The 16,208-nt window shown below is 45.1% G+C and carries 28 protein-coding genes; 25 read left to right on the top strand and 3 right to left on the bottom strand.

Going from position 1 to position 16,208, the window contains the following annotated elements; all coding sequences use genetic code 11:
* The 3 genes from ACOMA8_RS02635 to ACOMA8_RS02625 all read right to left on the bottom strand — a co-directional run.
* Window positions 1–295: transposase family protein (locus ACOMA8_RS02635; protein WP_421368234.1), on the bottom strand; the 295-nt coding region annotated here is incomplete at its 3' end.
* Window positions 296–710: 415 nt separating this feature from the next.
* Window positions 711–1,439 (bottom strand): NADPH-dependent oxidoreductase, encoded by a 729-nt coding sequence (locus ACOMA8_RS02630; protein WP_421368232.1) that lies wholly within the window; start codon window positions 1,437–1,439, stop codon window positions 711–713.
* A 4-nt stretch (window positions 1,440–1,443) separates the two neighbouring features.
* On the bottom strand, window positions 1,444–2,868 hold the full coding sequence (locus ACOMA8_RS02625; protein WP_421368229.1) for an aminotransferase-like domain-containing protein: 1,425 nt from the start codon (window positions 2,866–2,868) through the stop codon (window positions 1,444–1,446).
* A gap of 171 nt (window positions 2,869–3,039) precedes the next feature.
* Here ACOMA8_RS02625 and thiD point away from each other — a divergent pair, with 171 nt between their 5' ends.
* The 25 genes from thiD (at window position 3,040) to secY (ending at window position 16,206) form a co-directional block, all read left to right on the top strand.
* A complete protein-coding gene (thiD, locus tag ACOMA8_RS02620) occupies window positions 3,040–3,867 on the top strand; it encodes a bifunctional hydroxymethylpyrimidine kinase/phosphomethylpyrimidine kinase (RefSeq protein WP_421368226.1) in 828 nt (275 codons plus the stop codon).
* A gap of 151 nt (window positions 3,868–4,018) precedes the next feature.
* Window positions 4,019–4,567 (top strand): ECF transporter S component, encoded by a 549-nt coding sequence (locus ACOMA8_RS02615; protein ID WP_161898682.1) that lies wholly within the window; start codon window positions 4,019–4,021, stop codon window positions 4,565–4,567.
* A 155-nt stretch (window positions 4,568–4,722) separates the two neighbouring features.
* Complete coding sequence (locus ACOMA8_RS02610; RefSeq protein WP_421368223.1) at window positions 4,723–5,256, top strand: GNAT family N-acetyltransferase; 534 nt, start codon at window positions 4,723–4,725, stop codon at window positions 5,254–5,256.
* Window positions 5,257–5,648: 392 nt separating this feature from the next.
* Window positions 5,649–5,957, top strand: coding sequence for a 30S ribosomal protein S10 (gene rpsJ / locus ACOMA8_RS02605; protein ID WP_005880808.1), 309 nt, complete (start codon window positions 5,649–5,651; stop codon window positions 5,955–5,957).
* A 28-nt stretch (window positions 5,958–5,985) separates the two neighbouring features.
* Window positions 5,986–6,615, top strand: a complete 630-nt coding sequence (rplC, locus tag ACOMA8_RS02600; protein ID WP_421368220.1) for a 50S ribosomal protein L3 — start codon at window positions 5,986–5,988, stop codon at window positions 6,613–6,615.
* Between the two features lie 27 nt (window positions 6,616–6,642).
* Complete coding sequence (gene rplD, locus ACOMA8_RS02595; protein ID WP_161898679.1) at window positions 6,643–7,266, top strand: 50S ribosomal protein L4; 624 nt, start codon at window positions 6,643–6,645, stop codon at window positions 7,264–7,266.
* Window positions 7,266–7,559, top strand: coding sequence for a 50S ribosomal protein L23 (locus ACOMA8_RS02590; RefSeq protein ID WP_161898678.1), 294 nt, complete (start codon window positions 7,266–7,268; stop codon window positions 7,557–7,559). Before rplD ends, ACOMA8_RS02590 begins: the two co-directional genes overlap by 1 nt.
* 38 nt (window positions 7,560–7,597) lie before the next feature.
* Entirely contained in the window at window positions 7,598–8,428 is an 831-nt protein-coding gene (gene rplB / locus ACOMA8_RS02585; protein WP_161898677.1) for a 50S ribosomal protein L2, read from the top strand.
* A gap of 42 nt (window positions 8,429–8,470) precedes the next feature.
* A complete protein-coding gene (gene rpsS / locus ACOMA8_RS02580) occupies window positions 8,471–8,749 on the top strand; it encodes a 30S ribosomal protein S19 (protein WP_161898676.1) in 279 nt (92 codons plus the stop codon).
* A 21-nt stretch (window positions 8,750–8,770) separates the two neighbouring features.
* Window positions 8,771–9,118: a 50S ribosomal protein L22 gene (gene rplV / locus ACOMA8_RS02575; RefSeq protein ID WP_161898675.1), complete on the top strand. Its 348-nt coding sequence runs from the start codon at window positions 8,771–8,773 to the stop codon at window positions 9,116–9,118.
* A gap of 13 nt (window positions 9,119–9,131) precedes the next feature.
* A complete protein-coding gene (rpsC, locus tag ACOMA8_RS02570) occupies window positions 9,132–9,797 on the top strand; it encodes a 30S ribosomal protein S3 (RefSeq protein WP_161898674.1) in 666 nt (221 codons plus the stop codon).
* Window positions 9,798–9,799: 2 nt separating this feature from the next.
* Window positions 9,800–10,234, top strand: a complete 435-nt coding sequence (rplP, locus tag ACOMA8_RS02565) for a 50S ribosomal protein L16 (protein ID WP_161898673.1) — start codon at window positions 9,800–9,802, stop codon at window positions 10,232–10,234.
* Entirely contained in the window at window positions 10,224–10,412 is a 189-nt protein-coding gene (gene rpmC / locus ACOMA8_RS02560; RefSeq protein ID WP_161898672.1) for a 50S ribosomal protein L29, read from the top strand. The genes rplP and rpmC overlap by 11 nt, the downstream gene beginning before the upstream one ends.
* 24 nt (window positions 10,413–10,436) lie before the next feature.
* A complete protein-coding gene (rpsQ, locus tag ACOMA8_RS02555) occupies window positions 10,437–10,703 on the top strand; it encodes a 30S ribosomal protein S17 (RefSeq protein WP_161898671.1) in 267 nt (88 codons plus the stop codon).
* Window positions 10,704–10,761: 58 nt separating this feature from the next.
* Window positions 10,762–11,130 (top strand): 50S ribosomal protein L14, encoded by a 369-nt coding sequence (gene rplN, locus ACOMA8_RS02550; RefSeq protein WP_161898670.1) that lies wholly within the window; start codon window positions 10,762–10,764, stop codon window positions 11,128–11,130.
* A gap of 35 nt (window positions 11,131–11,165) precedes the next feature.
* A complete protein-coding gene (rplX, locus tag ACOMA8_RS02545) occupies window positions 11,166–11,477 on the top strand; it encodes a 50S ribosomal protein L24 (protein ID WP_161898669.1) in 312 nt (103 codons plus the stop codon).
* 26 nt (window positions 11,478–11,503) lie between these two features.
* The gene (rplE, locus tag ACOMA8_RS02540) at window positions 11,504–12,043 is read left to right on the top strand and encodes a 50S ribosomal protein L5 (protein ID WP_161898668.1); all 540 of its coding nucleotides are present in this window, start codon (window positions 11,504–11,506) and stop codon (window positions 12,041–12,043) included.
* 18 nt (window positions 12,044–12,061) lie between these two features.
* Entirely contained in the window at window positions 12,062–12,247 is a 186-nt protein-coding gene (locus ACOMA8_RS02535) for a type Z 30S ribosomal protein S14 (RefSeq protein WP_003128010.1), read from the top strand.
* A 35-nt stretch (window positions 12,248–12,282) separates the two neighbouring features.
* Window positions 12,283–12,681 carry a 30S ribosomal protein S8 gene (gene rpsH / locus ACOMA8_RS02530; protein ID WP_161870267.1) on the top strand — a complete coding sequence of 133 codons (399 nt, stop codon included), beginning with the start codon at window positions 12,283–12,285 and terminating at the stop codon, window positions 12,679–12,681.
* A 30-nt stretch (window positions 12,682–12,711) separates the two neighbouring features.
* On the top strand, window positions 12,712–13,248 hold the full coding sequence (gene rplF, locus ACOMA8_RS02525; protein ID WP_161898667.1) for a 50S ribosomal protein L6: 537 nt from the start codon (window positions 12,712–12,714) through the stop codon (window positions 13,246–13,248).
* A 109-nt stretch (window positions 13,249–13,357) separates the two neighbouring features.
* Window positions 13,358–13,714 carry a 50S ribosomal protein L18 gene (gene rplR / locus ACOMA8_RS02520; protein WP_161898666.1) on the top strand — a complete coding sequence of 119 codons (357 nt, stop codon included), beginning with the start codon at window positions 13,358–13,360 and terminating at the stop codon, window positions 13,712–13,714.
* Window positions 13,715–13,734: 20 nt separating this feature from the next.
* Entirely contained in the window at window positions 13,735–14,235 is a 501-nt protein-coding gene (rpsE, locus tag ACOMA8_RS02515) for a 30S ribosomal protein S5 (protein ID WP_161898665.1), read from the top strand.
* A gap of 14 nt (window positions 14,236–14,249) precedes the next feature.
* Window positions 14,250–14,429: a 50S ribosomal protein L30 gene (gene rpmD / locus ACOMA8_RS02510; RefSeq protein ID WP_161898664.1), complete on the top strand. Its 180-nt coding sequence runs from the start codon at window positions 14,250–14,252 to the stop codon at window positions 14,427–14,429.
* Between the two features lie 41 nt (window positions 14,430–14,470).
* Window positions 14,471–14,911 (top strand): 50S ribosomal protein L15, encoded by a 441-nt coding sequence (gene rplO, locus ACOMA8_RS02505; RefSeq protein WP_161898663.1) that lies wholly within the window; start codon window positions 14,471–14,473, stop codon window positions 14,909–14,911.
* Window positions 14,911–16,206, top strand: a complete 1,296-nt coding sequence (secY, locus tag ACOMA8_RS02500) for a preprotein translocase subunit SecY (protein ID WP_161898662.1) — start codon at window positions 14,911–14,913, stop codon at window positions 16,204–16,206. Before rplO ends, secY begins: the two co-directional genes overlap by 1 nt.
* The last annotated feature ends 2 nt before the right edge of the window (window positions 16,207–16,208 follow it).

Raw genomic sequence — 16,208 nt, 5'->3', positions numbered from 1 at the left:
GAGCGTTGAAGGTCGCTCCGCAGTCTTTACATAAAAAGCGTGACCGTTTCAGTTCTAATAAAGTCTTCTTTCCCCTGAAGGGGACTAATTGGGTTTTTGTCTGGTGCGTCCCGTTTTTGATGATTTGGCCCACATTTTTAACGCCACATTTTGTACAGGCCGAAGGCGTATAGGATAGCTGCCCTTTAATGACCAGAATTGGAAGATCATTTTCCTGACGCTCTTCTAGCCAATTTGTATCAAAAAATAGGTTTTCATCTGTTAAACCAGTTAAAATTCTTGTAGAATAGTCCATGGAGATATCCCTTTCTTGGTGAGTGTGTTTTAGTCGACTTCATTCTATCAATTTGGGTATCTCTTTTTCTATACTTTGCATACAAAAAAAGTGTTGGAAGAAAATCGGAGATTTTCCACCAACACTAAATATTGTAGAACCGCTTTTTTTGCTTTATCCAGCTCTTTAACGTGAGCGGTATGGCAAAATCATCTTAGCGCTATCCTCTAAGTCTGCTCACGTGTATGTTGCTCAAAAAAGAAGCGACTTCTGTTTTTTTAACGGAAGCCGCTTCTTTTTTCAAACAGTCATTGCCACATTTGAGTTGTTAAACTGTTCGCAAGTTACTATTCAGAAATAATTGAGGTCAGCGGGCTTTCTTAAATCGTTGGGGGAGTGTTAGAAAACGAATCTGAAACTGGAAAGGTTGTCCGTGTTAATCCAGCAGTTTTTGCTTTTTGAGAAAGGCGTCGACTTTTTTGCTGGCTGGACGGCTGAAAGTATCTGCGAATTTTTGGGTCCAATCTTTGGTTTCTCTGAGTGCGCCGAATTTCTTCATCGTAGCATCGTAGTCTTCAATCAAGGAATAATCATAATCTTGATACGTATCGAAATGAACGACGGCTGCTTGTGGCAATCGCGGCTTGATCTGCATGTCCACGATAGGTTTACCGATGCTTAGACCAGCCACTGGAAAAACATAGTCTGGCAAGTGGAGCAGTTCGGCAATTTCATCAATATTGTTGCGAATGCTGCCGACAACAACACTGCCCAAACCCAGCGCTTCTACCGCAGTAACCGCGTTTTGCAAAGCGAAGACGGCGTCAGCAGTAGCTACCAATAGCGGGTCGATGCTTTCCCCCACTCGGTAAGGGACTTTTTTGTCTTCGGCAACTTTTTGTGTCCGTTTCAGATCTGCTAAAAAGATCAAGAAGACGGAGCTGTCCTTCATGTGGGGATTGCCGGGATTCCAAGAAACCAGTTGTTCCCGAATCTGAGGGTCTTTGATTACTAAAATCGAATACAGCTGTCCGTTCATCCAAGTCGGGGCTTGGCGGGCGCTGTCTAAGATCTGTTGCAGCTGCAGATCAGAAAGCTGGTAATCTTTATCAAATTGTCGATAGGTGCGGTGGTTTTGCAATAAGTCGATGGTTTCCTGTGTCATGGGGTTACTCCTTTTGTTTTAGTTTTTCAGTGACGGTGATAAATCGGCGGGCAAAAACCTGCAATTGGTCGGGGTCCATCCGGGTATAGTTGATTCTCATAGACATTGTATCATTACTGAAGAGAAACGACGGAGCAACTAGTAGTTTTTCTTGCAAAAAGTATTCCCAGTCCCGGCGAGTTAATGGCTGGTGCCGCCAAGTGAGCCAAGTGTAAAGGCCGCCTCTGATTTGGCGCAATTGCCAGTCTGCTGTCGCAAAAGAGAGAGCCTCAGAAAAGGCTGCTCTCCGCCGTTTTAGTTCAGTCATCAGCTGTGCGTGATTGGTGGAATATTCTGGTGAGCGAAGGGCACTGTCAGCGAGCAGCTGCGGGAAGATATTGGTTTCGACGTCCATCCGCTGTTTGGCGGCTGCCAGATTGTGGATCAAATCTTTCGGACCTAATAACCAACCGATTTTGATGGAAGGACCAAAGATTTTGGAGAGAGACCCCAGATAGATGACTTGATCGGCAGCTAACGTTTTTAGTTTTGGCAACGGAGAACTAAAATTTAATTCACCAAAGACATCATCTTCAATAATGGGAATGTAGTGTTTGCGACAGACGGCGATGATCGCTTGCCTGCGCACCAGACTCATCAAGCGGCCGGTAGGATTTTGAAACGTAGGATTGAGGTACAAAAAGCGAATCTTCTTTTGAATAATACAGCGCTCCAAAGCTTCAGGTAAGATGCCTTCTTCATCACAGGCAATTCCTTCCAGATGAATCCCCAGTGGTTGAAACAAGGGCAGTGAGAATAGAAAGGAAGGTTCTTCAGTGGCGATAGTTTCTCCGGGGGCCAATAAGGTCTGCAAAATCAAGGAAATCCCTTGGGAAGAGCCGGAAGTAATCAACAGGTCTTGTCCGGTGCTGTCGATCCCATAATTTTCAAAAAGCCGTTGAAGGATAATCTCTTTTAGCGGGGCATAACCAGTAGGGCCGGTGCGACGTTCGGCTGCCAGAATATTTTCCCAGCGCATTGCTGGAAAGCGAAAGTCCGGAATCAATGAAGCGGGCAATTCCCCCGTGTAGAGATCCAATGCATCCGGCTCTGCCTTCCAGGTATTCAGCCCTGAGAGATAAGGATCCGGCGCAAAAGGAGTTTGGCGGAGCAACTGCTGCCATTGGTATTGAGGTGCTTGACGACTGCCCCAACGTCCTTTGGCTACTTCGGTTCCGCTGCCTTGACGACGAGTGATCCAGCCCAGACTGACCAGCTCCTCCAGTGCGTGATTGACGGTTGAACGATTGACCCCATAGAGGGCAGCCAATTTGCGTTCCGGCGGCAGCTTATCTCCAGGGGTGAGTTGGCCCTCTTGAATATAACGGATAATCTGGGCGATGATTTGTTGGAACAAAGGAGCTTTGTCGCTGCGATCCAATTGCCACATGAGTATTCCTCCTTAAATCGTCAGAAAATTTAATTGGTTGGTTTCAAAATAAACCAATTGGTTGTTTTCGTCAAGCTTTCAGTGAACTATACTTCTTAAAAGAAGGGTGTAAGTACAAAGTTGTCCTTTGAATGAGGGGACGGCTTATCAAGAAAGGCAGAGGTGTTGGGAATGAAAAAAGTATTGACCATTGCAGGTTCGGACTCTACCGGTGGTGCCGGTTTACAAGCGGACTTGAAAACATTTGAAGAGTACGGAGTCTTTGGCTTCTCCAGCTTGACGTCGGTGGTAACAATGGATCCAGCTTCTGGTTGGTCCCATGAAGTTACTGAAATGCCGGTAGATCTGCTGGAAAAACAGCTGATCTCAGTTTTTGCCGGTGGTCCTGTGGCGGCGTTAAAAACCGGAATGATGGGTAACGAGGCCAATATTGCCCTCGCCAGCGAATACATTGGCAAGTATCCTGAAACCAAAGTAGTGATTGACCCCGTAATTGCTTGTAAGGGGACGGCTCAGATTCTACAGCCGAAAAGTGTTGCAGCGATTAAAGAATACCTTTTGCCACAAGCTTTGGTGACTACACCTAATTTAGTAGAAGCGGGAATCCTTTCAGAGTTGGGTGACCTGACCTCTGTGGCAGATATGAAAAAGGCCGCACGCAGCATTTTTCAACAAGGTGCTAAACATGTCGTGGTTAAAGGCGGCCATCGTTTAGGCTCAGAAAAAGCGGTGGATTTGTTGTATGACGGTCAAGATTTTATTGTGCTAGAAAACGAACTCTATCAAACCGATCGCAATCATGGTGCCGGCTGTACATTTGCTGCAGCAATCACGGCAGGTTTGGCAAAAGGACTCTCGGTAACGGCAGCGGTGAAGCTTGCTAAAGACTTTGTCGCGGCAGCTATCAAAAATGGTGTCGAGGTCAATCCTTATGTGGGCCACGTTTGGCACGGTGCCTACAACGCTGCTGAACATCGCATCACACCGGAACATCAGTGATTTTTTTCTATCGAGAGTTGGCGTAGTAGTAGTTTTATTCAAAGGTGCCGCAAACTGAGGTGTGGCAGCAGCTGTAATATTACTCACTTGCTGCTGGTGTCAGTTCGGCAGCCCCTCTTGATGGCTTATTATAATAGAAGGAAGTGTAAAAATGAAAAAAGAAATCAGTATCCAAAGTATCGTATTGGTGGCGCTGTTCACTGCGTTGACGGTAATCGGTACGACAATCAAGATTCCCTTGCCGACGGGGGCCTTCGTGCATTTGGGGAATGCAGTTTTGCTGCTGTCTGTTTTGCTGTTAGGCTACTTTAAAGGCTCACTGGCAGGGGGATTGGGCTTTTTCATCTTTGACATCATGAATGGCTATGCGACAGAAGCCCCTTATTTTATTTTGGAAAGCTTTATCGTTGGCGCAGCTGCTTATGCCGCGTTTCGCTTTTTCAAGAAAAATCCTACGCATATCTGGCAGGTTATCGTTATCGGCATTGCTACCGGGATTGCTAAAATCATCATGACACAAGTCAAAAACACGGTGATGAATTTAATCGCTGGCGCTAGCTTTGGTCCGGCATTTGCCGGGGCATTTGCCAAATTGCCGGCAACGCTGATCAATGTCAGCTTGACGGTTTTGATTGTTGCTTTGGTGTACTTCCCCTTGAAAGCAGCGATGCATCGAACGTTCAGAAGAGAATTTGTCTGAGATTATCCATTTGAGCATCTGAGCCACAAAGCGGTTATTGCCCTTTGTGGCTCTTTTTGTAGGAAAAGACTGGCTGTATCTCCGTGGGTTTCTGGCTCTGGGGGGCTGGCTATTATATAATGAAAGAAAATAGCGGAAAAAGGAGGAAAGAAAATTTGGAGATTTTACAAGAGGATCAGCTTAGTGTGCGTCCGGCGACGACATCAGATAGTCAACTGCTGGCCGATTGGTGGAACGATGGTAAGGTGATGGCTCATGCCGGGTTTCCAGACGGTGTACATACTTCAGCAGCAGAAGTGGCTGGCAAGTTGACAGCAGACAGCGATGAAACAGGGCGGCGCCTAATTCTCATGAAAGAGACCGAAGCCATTGGTGAAATGGATTATCAAATAGTCGCTTTTGGTGTGGCGGAGATTGGCATCAAAATCTGTCGCGAGGATCTTCGGGAAAAAGGTTATGGTCGCCGGTTTCTGACGCTTTTAATCGATTATCTAATCGCTGCAGGCAATCAGAAGATTCAGCTGAGTACTATGATCGAGAATAAACGGGCACAGCACGTCTATGAGCGTCTGGGTTTCCAACAAGTTGCAATCCGAGAAGCGGTTTGGCAAGGCCCCACTGGCATCTGGCATACCGCGGTGTATTATGAACTGACCGCTGAAAAATGGTTGACGCAAGATCGCGATTAAAAATTGTCTAATTGCTGAAGAGTGGAGTAATTACGGTGTATTATGGGCACACACAAAATCTCAAAAGCCGTTCAAAAAATCCCGACTAAGTCTGGGATTTTTTTGCGCTTAAAAGAAAATTTAACTTGTCAAAGAGTGAAAACGATTACCTCTGGGAGTTGCGAAAAACCTTGTAAAACCAACAAAAAATGCTTGCCATCAAGGTTAGGATGTACTATAATCAGAAAGGTGCTGTTTACGGAAACGTGAAAAGCACTGGTGGGATAAGGTTTTATTCTGCCGGCTGTGAAATGAGAGGTTGCGACACGCCCGGACGCTTTGCCACGGAAAGGTGTGACGGAAATTTTCATGGAGCCATGTCTACTTTTAAAATAGGCGAAGGAGGGAAAATAATGGCAAAACAAAAAATTCGTATCCGATTAAAAGCGTATGAACACCGTATTCTGGATCAATCCGCGGACAAGATCGTTGAAACGGCAAAGAGAACTGGGGCTTCTGTGTCAGGTCCAATTCCGTTGCCAACTGAACGCAGCTTGTACACTGTTATCCGCGCGACTCACAAATACAAAGATTCACGCGAACAATTCGAAATGCGTACTCACAAACGTCTGATTGACATTGTGAATCCTACACCAAAAACAGTTGATGCTTTGATGAAGCTTGACTTGCCAAGCGGTGTAAACATTGAAATCAAACTATAATCATTAAAACAAAGATGGAGGTGTAATCATGACCAAAGGAATCTTAGGGAAAAAAGTGGGAATGACTCAAATCTTCACTGAATCTGGCGAATTGATCCCAGTTACTGTTGTTGAAGCTACGCCAAACGTAGTGCTGCAAGTTAAAACTGTAGCAAACGACGGTTACGAAGCGATCCAAATCGGTTACCAAGATATGCGTGAAGTTTTGTCTAACAAACCTGCGAAAGGTCATGTTGCAAAAGCAAACACGGCTCCTAAGCGCTTCATTCGCGAATTCAAGAATGTAGAGCTTGAGGGCTTGGAAGTCGGTTCAGAAATCAAAGTTGACACATTCGCTGCAGGCGATATCGTTGACGTTACAGGTACTTCGAAAGGTAAAGGATTCCAAGGCGTTATCAAACGTCACGGACAAAGCCGCGGCCCAATGGCACACGGTTCTCGTTACCACCGTCGTCCTGGTTCAATGGGTCCAGTAGCACCTAACCGGGTCTTCAAAAATAAACACTTGGCTGGTCGTATGGGCGGCAACCGCGTAACGATGCAAAACCTTGAAATCGTACGTGTTGATGCTGAACGTAATGTTATCTTGATCAAAGGTAACGTACCAGGCGCGAAAAAATCATTGATTACGATCAAATCTGCTGTTAAAGCGAAATAATCGAGAGAGGGAAGGAGGAACTAAGGAATGCCAAACGTAGCATTATTCAAACAAGATGGTAGCCAAAACGGCGAAATCACATTGAACGAAGAAATTTTCGGTATTGAACCAAATGAAACAGTTGTCTATGATGCAATCATCATGCAACGGGCTTCATTGCGTCAAGGCACACACGCGGTAAGAAACCGCAGTGCAGTACGTGGCGGTGGCCGTAAACCATGGCGCCAAAAAGGTACTGGTCGTGCCCGTCAAGGTTCAATCCGTTCACCACAATGGCGCGGAGGTGGCGTTGTCTTCGGACCAACTCCACGTTCTTACAGCTACAAGCTGCCTAAGAAAGTCCGTCGCTTAGCTATGAAATCTGTATTGTCTGAAAAAGTTGCTTCAAACAACTTGGTAGCAGTTGATGCTTTGAGCTTCGACGCACCTAAGACAAAAGAATTCAAACAAGTGCTTGCTAACTTGGATATCGATGCCAAAGTATTGGTAGTTGTAGAAGCCGGCAACGACTTCGCAGCATTGTCTGCCCGCAACTTGCCAAACGTTTCTGTTGTTACTTCTGACAACATCAGCGTATTGGATATCGTTTCCGCAGCTAAAATGTTAGCGACTCAAACTGCTCTTACTCAGATCGAGGAGGTGCTTGCATAATGAACTTACTAGACGTTATCAAACGCCCAGTGATCACTGAAAAATCCATGCTTGCTATGGATGAAAAGAAATACACTTTCGAAGTGGACACTAAAGCGAACAAAACATTAGTAAAACAAGCTGTTGAAGCAGCTTTTGATGGTGTGAAGGTAGCAAACGTGAACATCGTCAACGTGCGTCCGAAATTCAAACGCATGGGCAAATATGCAGGATATACAAAAAAACGTCGTAAAGCTATTGTGACGTTGACTGAAAGCTCAAAAGAAATCCAACTGTTTGACGCTGCTGAATAAGCGGTTGTTCAAAACATTACTATAGGAGGGAATAAGACGTGGCGATTAAAAAGTACAAACCTACCTCAAATGGTCGTCGTAACATGACAAGCTCTGACTTCGCTGAAATCACTACTTCAACGCCAGAGAAAACACTGTTGGCACCATTGAAAAACAACGCCGGTCGTAACAACAACGGACGCATCACTGTTCGTCATCAAGGTGGCGGCCACAAACGTCAATACCGTTTGATCGACTTCAAACGTAATAAAGACAACGTTGTAGCGGTAGTTAAAACTATCGAATACGATCCAAACCGTTCAGCTAACATCGCGTTATTACATTATACTGATGGGGTTAAAGCATATATCTTGGCTCCTAAAGGTTTGGAAGTTGGCATGACCGTTGTTTCCGGTCCAGATGCCGATATCAAAGTGGGGAACGCATTGCCATTGGAAAATATTCCAGTCGGTACTGTTATCCACAACATCGAAATGAAACCTGGCAAAGGCGGACAATTGATCCGTTCAGCTGGTACTTCTGCTCAAGTATTGGGTAAAGAAGGCAAGTACGTATTGATCCGTTTGAACTCCGGTGAAGTACGCATGATCTTGGCAACTTGCCGTGCAACAGTTGGTGCTGTCGGTAACGAACAACACGAACTGATCAACATTGGTAAAGCCGGCCGTTCTCGTTGGATGCGCAAACGTCCTACTGTCCGCGGTAGCGTAATGAACCCTAACGATCACCCACACGGTGGTGGTGAAGGTAAAGCTCCAATCGGGCGTAAAGCTCCTGTATCTCCATGGGGTCAACCTGCATTGGGTTACAAGACACGTAACAAAAAAGCCAAATCTGACAAACTTATTGTTCGTCGTAAAACTAAATAATTTTATTGACCATGTGTCAACATTTTGTAAAGGAGGTTCACCATGGGTCGTAGTTTGAAGAAGGGGCCTTTCATTGACGAGCACTTGATGAAAAAGGTCGAAGCACAACAAGGCGCAGAAAAGAAAAAAGTGATCAAGACTTGGTCACGTCGTTCCACGATTTTCCCGAATTTCATCGGCTTTACTATCGCTGTCTATGATGGACGTAAACACGTTCCTGTTTACATCCAAGAAGACATGGTAGGACATAAACTAGGTGAATTCGCACCAACAAGAACTTACCGTGGGCACGCTGCCGACGATAAGAAAACAAGACGCTAATCTTGAGAGGAGGATTTTACAATGGCTGAACAAATCACATCAGCAAAAGCAACTGCCAAAACAGTTCGCGTGTCTCCTCGCAAATCTCGTCTAGTGATCGATTTGATCCGAGGAAAAAGCGTTGCTGACGCAATTGCAATCTTGAAATTCACACCAAATAAAGCTGCCGGAATCATCGAAAAAGTTTTGATGTCAGCAGTAGCGAATGCAGAAAATAACTTTGACTTAGATGTTGAAAACCTGTTCGTTTCTGAAGCCTTCGTCAATGAAGGACCTACTATGAAACGTTTCCGTCCACGGGCGAAAGGGTCAGCTTCACCAATCAACAAACGTACAAGTCATATTACTGTAGTCGTATCAGAAAAATAAGGAGGGACAATCAGTGGGTCAAAAAGTAAATCCTATTGGAATGCGTGTAGGCATCATCCGCGACTGGGATGCAAAGTGGTATGCTGAAAAAGAATATGCCGACTTCCTGCACGAAGATTTGAGAATCCGTAAATTTATCGCGACTAAACTTGCTGATGCTGCTGTGTCTAAAGTTGAGATCGAACGTGCGGCTAACCGCGTGAACGTTTCAATCCATACAGCTAAGCCAGGCATGGTCATCGGTAAAGGTGGATCTGAAGTCGAAAACCTGAGAAAAGAATTGAACAACCTGACCGGCAAACGTGTCCACATCAACATCGTGGAAATCAAAAAACCGGATCTGGATGCTAAATTAGTAGGCGAAGGGATCGCACGTCAGCTGGAAGCTCGTGTTGCATTCCGTCGTGCCCAAAAGCAAGCAATCCAACGCACAATGCGCTCTGGCGCTAAAGGTATCAAAACAATGGTATCTGGCCGTTTGAACGGTGCTGATATCGCGCGTTCTGAAGGTTATTCAGAAGGCACTGTTCCTCTTCATACATTGCGTGCCGACATCGACTACGCATGGGAAGAAGCAAACACTACCTACGGAAAACTGGGAGTGAAAGTGTGGATCTATCGCGGCGAAGTATTGCCTGTGAAGAAGAACGCTCAAAACACTGAGAAAGGAGGGAAATAAACATGTTAGTACCTAAACGTGTTAAACACCGTCGTGAGTTCCGCGGAAAAATGCGCGGCGAAGCTAAAGGCGGTAAAGAAATCGCATTTGGTGAATTCGGTTTGCAAGCTGTTGAATCTCATTGGATTACCAACCGTCAAATCGAAGCATCTCGTATCGCCATGACTCGTTACATGAAACGTGGCGGGAAAGTATGGATCAAAATTTTCCCTCACAAATCATACACATCTAAAGCCATCGGCGTACGTATGGGTAAAGGTAAAGGGGCTCCTGAAGGTTGGGTTTCTCCAGTTAAACGCGGCAAGATCATGTTTGAAATCGCCGGTGTACCTGAAGACGTAGCTCGCGAAGCATTGCGTCTTGCCTCTCATAAATTACCCATGAAAACTAAAATCGTGAAACGCGAAGAAATGGGTGGTGAATCGAATGAAGGTTAAAGATATCCGAGAATTAACCACTGCCGAAATGCTTGATCAAGAAAAGCAATTGAAGGAAGAGTTGTTCAACCTGCGATTCCAACTTGCAACTGGTCAATTAGAAAACACTGCACGTATCAATGAAGTACGTAAATCGATTGCACGCATCAAAACTGTATTGCGTGAACAAGCGAACTAATATTGGAAGGAGGCCATTAAGCGTATGACTGAAGAAAGAAATCAACGCAAAGTTTACCAAGGACGCGTGGTATCTGACAAAATGGATAAAACCATCTCTGTAGTGGTTGAAACCAAAAAGAATCACCCAATCTACGGCAAACGCATGAACTACTCTAAGAAATACAAAGCCCACGATGAAAACAACGAAGCAAAAGTTGGCGATATCGTGCGCATTATGGAAACTCGTCCATTATCAGCTACTAAACGTTTCCGCTTGCTGGAAATCGTTGAAAAAGCAGTGATTATCTAATCACACGAGATTTTCCTATATAGATTGGTATTGAAAATCTGAAAGGAGGATACACATCGTGATCCAACAAGAAAGCCGCTTAAAAGTTGCTGACAACTCAGGCGCCCGCGAAATCTTGACGATTAAAGTTCTTGGTGGCTCTGGCCGCAAGACTGCGAACATCGGTGATGTGATCGTTGCTACGGTTAAACAAGCAACGCCAGGTGGGGTTGTCAAAAAAGGTGACGTCGTAAAAGCCGTTATCGTTCGTACAAAAACAGGAGCACGTCGTACAGACGGTTCATATATCAAATTTGATGAAAATGCTGCGGTAATTATCCGTGACGATAAGAGCCCTCGTGGTACTCGTATCTTTGGCCCAGTTGCCCGCGAATTGCGTGAAAACAACTTCATGAAGATCGTTTCCCTGGCACCGGAAGTACTGTAACAGCCACTTATTCCCAAAGGAGGTGCGAAACAAAAATGTTTGTTAAAAAAGGCGATAAAGTTAAAGTTATCACTGGTAAAGACAAAAACAAGGAAGGCGTCGTATTAGAAGCTTTCCCTAAAAAAGACAAAGTGATCGTCGAAGGTGTCAACGTTGTGAAGAAACACCAAAAACCTTCACAGGCTGCTCCTCAAGGCGGGATCCTTGAAATCGAAGCACCAATCCATGTTTCCAACGTGATGGTGATCGATCCTTCAAACGGTCAAGCTACCCGTGTCGGCTACAAAGAAGTTGACGGCAAAAAAGTCCGCGTTTCTAAAAAAACCGGCGAAGTTCTGGATAAATAATCAGCTAGGAAAGGAGGAGCAAACGAATGAACCGCCTGAAAGAAAAATACTCTAAAGAAGTTGTTCCAGCTTTAATGGAAAAATTCAACTATTCTTCTATTATGCAAGCACCAAAAGTTGACAAGATTGTAATCAACATGGGTGTGGGTGATGCAGTATCCAATGCTAAAAACTTGGATAAAGCAGTTGAAGAATTGGCTTTGATCTCTGGTCAAAAACCATTGATCACTAAAGCAAAAAAATCTATCGCAGGTTTCCGTCTGCGTGAAGGAATGCCAATCGGTGCCAAAGTTACTTTGCGTGGCGACCGGATGTACGAATTCCTTGATAAATTGGTCAGCGTTTCACTGCCTCGTGTCCGTGACTTCCACGGCGTCAGCAAAAAGGCATTTGACGGTCGCGGCAACTACACTTTGGGTATCAAAGAACAATTGATCTTCCCTGAAGTCGATTATGATTTGGTAGACAAAGTCCGCGGGATGGATATCGTAATTGTGACAACTGCACAAACAGACGAAGAATCTCGTGAATTGTTGACCCAACTCGGCATGCCATTTGCAAAATAATAAAAGGAGGCGAACTACGTGGCTAAAAAATCAATGATTGCTAAAAACAAACGCCCTGCTAAGTTCTCAACTCAAGAATACACTCGTTGCGAACGTTGCGGACGTCCACATTCAGTTTATCGTAAATTTCATCTTTGCCGTATTTGCTTCCGCGAACTTGCCTATAAAGGTCAAATTCCCGGCGTGAAGAAAGCTAGCTGGTAAACCAGAAAACTCGCATAAAGGAGGTAAATCATCCAATGGTCATGACAGATCCAATCGCAGACTTTCTGACACGTATTCGTAACGCCAACATGGTGAAACACGAATCCCTGGAAGTGCCTGCATCAAAAATCAAACGTGACATCGCTGAGATCCTGAAAAAAGAAGGATTTGTTCGCGATGTTGAGTATATCGAAGATGACAAACAAGGCGTGATCCGCGTTTTCTTGAAATACGGGAAAAACGGCGAACGCGTCATCACCAACTTGAAACGTATCTCCAAACCAGGCTTGCGGGCTTATGTCAAAGCTGACGAAGTGCCAAAAGTATTGAACGGTTTGGGTATCGCGATCTTGTCTACTTCTGAAGGTGTTATCACTGATAAAGAAGCTCGGGCGAAAAATATCGGCGGCGAAGTTGTCGCTTACGTATGGTAATCCAATAATTACACAAGGAGGTGTCTTCAAGTGAGTCGTATCGGTAATAAAATCGTTGTGCTTCCTGCTGGCGTTGAAGTCAAGCAAGACGGCAACAACATCACTGTCAAGGGTCCTAAAGGTGAATTGACTCGTCCTTTCTCTTCTGATATCAAAATGAATATCGAAGGAAACGAAGTAACATTCACTCGTCCTAACGACAGCAAAGAAATGAAAACAATCCACGGAACAACTCGTGCCAACTTCAACAACATGGTCGTAGGTGTTTCCGAAGGTTTCCAAAAAGCATTGGAACTCCAAGGTGTCGGTTATCGTGCTCAATTGCAAGGTAAAAAACTTGTATTGGCAGTCGGTTACTCTCATCCAGTAGAAATCGATGCACCAGCTGGGATCGAGATTGAAGTACCAAGTAACACTTCAATCATCGTGAAAGGAATCAATAAAGAAGTTGTCGGCGAATTGGCTGCCAACATCCGTGGCGTTCGTCCGCCAGAACCTTACAAAGGCAAAGGGATCCGCTATGTTGGCGAATTCGTACGTCGTAAAGAAGGTAAAACCGGTAAATAATCGTTTGCATAAAAGTCCGTTTTCGTTTGGCGGCCAACTGGTCACAGACGGGGACTTTTGCTGTGAGCGAATCGCGGCTTAGGCCAGCAAATACAAAGAGGTGACAATTGTGATTACAAAACCAGATAAAAACAAAACACGTCAAAAGCGTCATAGTCGTGTACGTAACAAAATCTCTGGTACTGCTGAGTGCCCACGCTTGAACGTTTTCCGTTCTAACAAAAACATCTACGCGCAAGTAATTGATGACGTAGCGGGTGTGACGCTAGCAAGTGCCTCTACCTTGGATAAAGAAATTTCAGGTAGCACAAAAACCGAACAAGCACAAGCTGTCGGAAAATTAGTTGCAGAACGTGCTGCAGCCAAAAATGTTAAAGTCGTTGTCTTTGACCGTGGTGGGTACCTTTACCATGGCCGTGTGCAAGCTTTGGCTGAAGCTGCACGCGAAAATGGACTTGAATTTTAAGAGAAGGAGGAACACCATTCATGACTTACATTGATCCAAAGCATTTGGAATTGGAAGATCGCGTTGTTGCCATCAATCGCGTTACTAAAGTAGTTAAAGGTGGACGTCGTCTGCGTTTTGCGGCTCTGGTAGTCGTTGGTGACAAAAACGGTCATGTGGGCTTTGGTACCGGTAAAGCACAAGAAGTACCAGAAGCAATCCGCAAAGCTATCGAAGCTGCGAAGAAAAACCTGGTCGAAGTGCCAATGGTCGGTTCTACTATCCCTCACGAAGTCATCGGCGTATTCGGCGGCGGTCGCATCTTGATGAAACCAGCAGTAGAAGGTTCTGGAGTTGCAGCCGGCGGACCAGTTCGTGCGGTCTTGGAATTGGCCGGTGTTGTGGATATTACATCCAAATCACTTGGCTCCAACACACCAATCAACGTAGTACGTGCCACTGTTGAAGGTTTGAAACAATTGAAACGGGCTGAAGAAGTTGCAGAACTTCGCGGCAAATCCGTTGAAGAATTGATCGGATAAGGAGGACAAGTATAATGGCTGAATTGAAAATTACTTTGAAGCGCAGCATTATCGGTCGTCCTCAAAACCAACGGGACACCGCTAAAGCATTGGGCTTGAACAAAATCAACGCTACTGTAGTGAAACCTGCCAATGAAGCAATCAAAGGCATGGTTAACACTATTTCCCACTTGGTAGAAGTCGAAGAAGTTTGATTCTTTGCTTCACGCTATTTTGATTAAGGAGGTGCCAACCTATGAAACTTCATGAATTGAAACCTGCAGAAGGTTCTCGTCAAGTACGTAATCGTGTCGGTCGCGGAACTTCATCCGGTAACGGTAAAACTTCCGGACGCGGACAAAAAGGTCAAAAATCCCGTTCAGGCGGTGGTGTACGTTTAGGCTTTGAAGGGGGACAAACTCCATTGTTCCGTCGTTTGCCAAAACGCGGCTTTACTAACATCAACCGTAAAGAATACGCAGTGATTAACTTGGATGTCTTGAACCGATTTGAAGACGGAACTGAAGTAACCCCTGTTACTTTGGTAGAAGCTGGAATCGTGAAATCCGAAAAAGCTGGAATTAAAGTTCTTGCTAACGGCGAATTGACTAAGAAATTGACTGTGAAAGCAGCTAAATTCTCAAAAGCAGCTGAAGAAGCTATCGTCGCTGCCGGCGGATCTATCGAGGTGATCTGATGATTAAGCTGTTGCGGGACTCGTTTAAAGTCAAAGAGATCCGTTCGAAGATTTTCTTTACGATCTTTGCCTTGTTCGTCTTTCGTCTTGGTGCCCACATTACGGTACCGGGCGTAGACGCCAGCCGTCTGCAAAGCATCTCAGAACTGCCTTTTTTGAACATGTTGAATATCGTAAGTGGTAGCGCAATGCAAAACTTCTCGATCTTCGCCATGGGGGTTTCACCTTACATTACGGCTTCGATTGTAATCCAACTCTTGCAGATGGATATCATTCCGAAGTTTGTAGAATGGTCGAAACAAGGGGAAGTCGGTCGTCGCAAGTTAAATCAGGCGACACGGATCTTGACCCTGATCCTGGGCTTTATCCAGTCTATCGGGATCACATTTGGTTTTAATTCCTTCACTCAGTTGGGCTTTGTCAAAGACACAACGGTTACGAATTTTGCTGTGATCGGACTGATTTTGACTGCCGGGACGATGTTCGTTACCTGGTTGGGGGAACAAATTACTGAAAAAGGCGTCGGAAACGGCGTATCTATGATCATCTTTGCCGGGATTATCTCTCGGGTGCCAACAGACGTCAAGACACTGATTGAAGATTACTTCATTAACATTGAGTCTTCTGAAATCTGGAAATCGGCGATCTTTATGGCAGTTTTGATCATTGCGATCTTGGTTATCGTGACCTTGGTGACATATGTGCAGCAAGCGGAACGCAAGATCCCAATCCAATATACAAAACGGGTGCAAGGTGCGCCAACTAGCAGCTATCTGCCAATCAAGGTGAATGCTGCCGGCGTTATCCCGGTTATTTTTGCCAGCTCTTTCATCGCTACTCCGAATGCAATTTTGCAAGCAGTGGCGACTAACCATCAAGGTGAAGGTTGGTATGAAGTGATGACCCAAATCTTCAGCTACAACACGGTTCCCGGTGCTATTATTTACACCGTACTAATCGTTGCGTTTACTTTCTTCTACGCGTTTGTACAGGTTAACCCTGAGAAATTAGCGGAAAATCTGCAGAAACAAGGCAGCTACATTCCAAGTGTGCGGCCAGGGAAAGGAACTGAAGATTATGTCTCCGGACTGTTGATGCGTTTGAGCGCTGTTGGTGCTGTATTCCTCGGTATGGTAGCTTTGCTGCCAATCGTGGCGCAGATGGTTTGGAATCTGCCTCAATCCATTGGTTTGGGGGGAACAAGTTTATTGATCGTTATCGGTGTCGCGCTGGAAACTGCTAAACAGTTGGAAGGCTTGATGTTGAAACGGAAATATACTGGTTTTATCAATTAACG

Origin of the sequence: Enterococcus infantis, assembly GCF_049166715.1 — a bacterium.
In the GTDB taxonomy this organism is placed as follows: Bacteria; Bacillota; Bacilli; order Lactobacillales; family Enterococcaceae; genus Enterococcus_C; species Enterococcus_C leclercqii.
Note: the sequence above shows the minus strand (reverse complement) of the source record. Positions and strands in the feature narration are given on the sequence as shown.

Excerpts from the sequence above, each read along its gene's own strand:
- ACOMA8_RS02630 (WP_421368232.1), bottom strand. The coding sequence starts at position 1,439 with ATGACACAGGAAACCATCGACTTATTGCAAAACCACCGCACCTATCGA.
- ACOMA8_RS02625 (WP_421368229.1), bottom strand. The coding sequence starts at position 2,868 with ATGTGGCAATTGGATCGCAGCGACAAAGCTCCTTTGTTCCAACAAATC.
- thiD (WP_421368226.1), top strand. The coding sequence starts at position 3,040 with ATGAAAAAAGTATTGACCATTGCAGGTTCGGACTCTACCGGTGGTGCC.
- ACOMA8_RS02615 (WP_161898682.1), top strand. The coding sequence starts at position 4,019 with ATGAAAAAAGAAATCAGTATCCAAAGTATCGTATTGGTGGCGCTGTTC.
- rpsJ (WP_005880808.1), top strand. The coding sequence starts at position 5,649 with ATGGCAAAACAAAAAATTCGTATCCGATTAAAAGCGTATGAACACCGT.
- rplC (WP_421368220.1), top strand. The coding sequence starts at position 5,986 with ATGACCAAAGGAATCTTAGGGAAAAAAGTGGGAATGACTCAAATCTTC.
- rplD (WP_161898679.1), top strand. The coding sequence starts at position 6,643 with ATGCCAAACGTAGCATTATTCAAACAAGATGGTAGCCAAAACGGCGAA.
- ACOMA8_RS02590 (WP_161898678.1), top strand. The coding sequence starts at position 7,266 with ATGAACTTACTAGACGTTATCAAACGCCCAGTGATCACTGAAAAATCC.
- rpsS (WP_161898676.1), top strand. The coding sequence starts at position 8,471 with ATGGGTCGTAGTTTGAAGAAGGGGCCTTTCATTGACGAGCACTTGATG.
- rplV (WP_161898675.1), top strand. The coding sequence starts at position 8,771 with ATGGCTGAACAAATCACATCAGCAAAAGCAACTGCCAAAACAGTTCGC.
- rplP (WP_161898673.1), top strand. The coding sequence starts at position 9,800 with ATGTTAGTACCTAAACGTGTTAAACACCGTCGTGAGTTCCGCGGAAAA.
- rpmC (WP_161898672.1), top strand. The coding sequence starts at position 10,224 with ATGAAGGTTAAAGATATCCGAGAATTAACCACTGCCGAAATGCTTGAT.
- rpsQ (WP_161898671.1), top strand. The coding sequence starts at position 10,437 with ATGACTGAAGAAAGAAATCAACGCAAAGTTTACCAAGGACGCGTGGTA.
- rplX (WP_161898669.1), top strand. The coding sequence starts at position 11,166 with ATGTTTGTTAAAAAAGGCGATAAAGTTAAAGTTATCACTGGTAAAGAC.
- rplE (WP_161898668.1), top strand. The coding sequence starts at position 11,504 with ATGAACCGCCTGAAAGAAAAATACTCTAAAGAAGTTGTTCCAGCTTTA.
- rpsH (WP_161870267.1), top strand. The coding sequence starts at position 12,283 with ATGGTCATGACAGATCCAATCGCAGACTTTCTGACACGTATTCGTAAC.
- rpsE (WP_161898665.1), top strand. The coding sequence starts at position 13,735 with ATGACTTACATTGATCCAAAGCATTTGGAATTGGAAGATCGCGTTGTT.
- rpmD (WP_161898664.1), top strand. The coding sequence starts at position 14,250 with ATGGCTGAATTGAAAATTACTTTGAAGCGCAGCATTATCGGTCGTCCT.
- rplO (WP_161898663.1), top strand. The coding sequence starts at position 14,471 with ATGAAACTTCATGAATTGAAACCTGCAGAAGGTTCTCGTCAAGTACGT.
- secY (WP_161898662.1), top strand. The coding sequence starts at position 14,911 with ATGATTAAGCTGTTGCGGGACTCGTTTAAAGTCAAAGAGATCCGTTCG.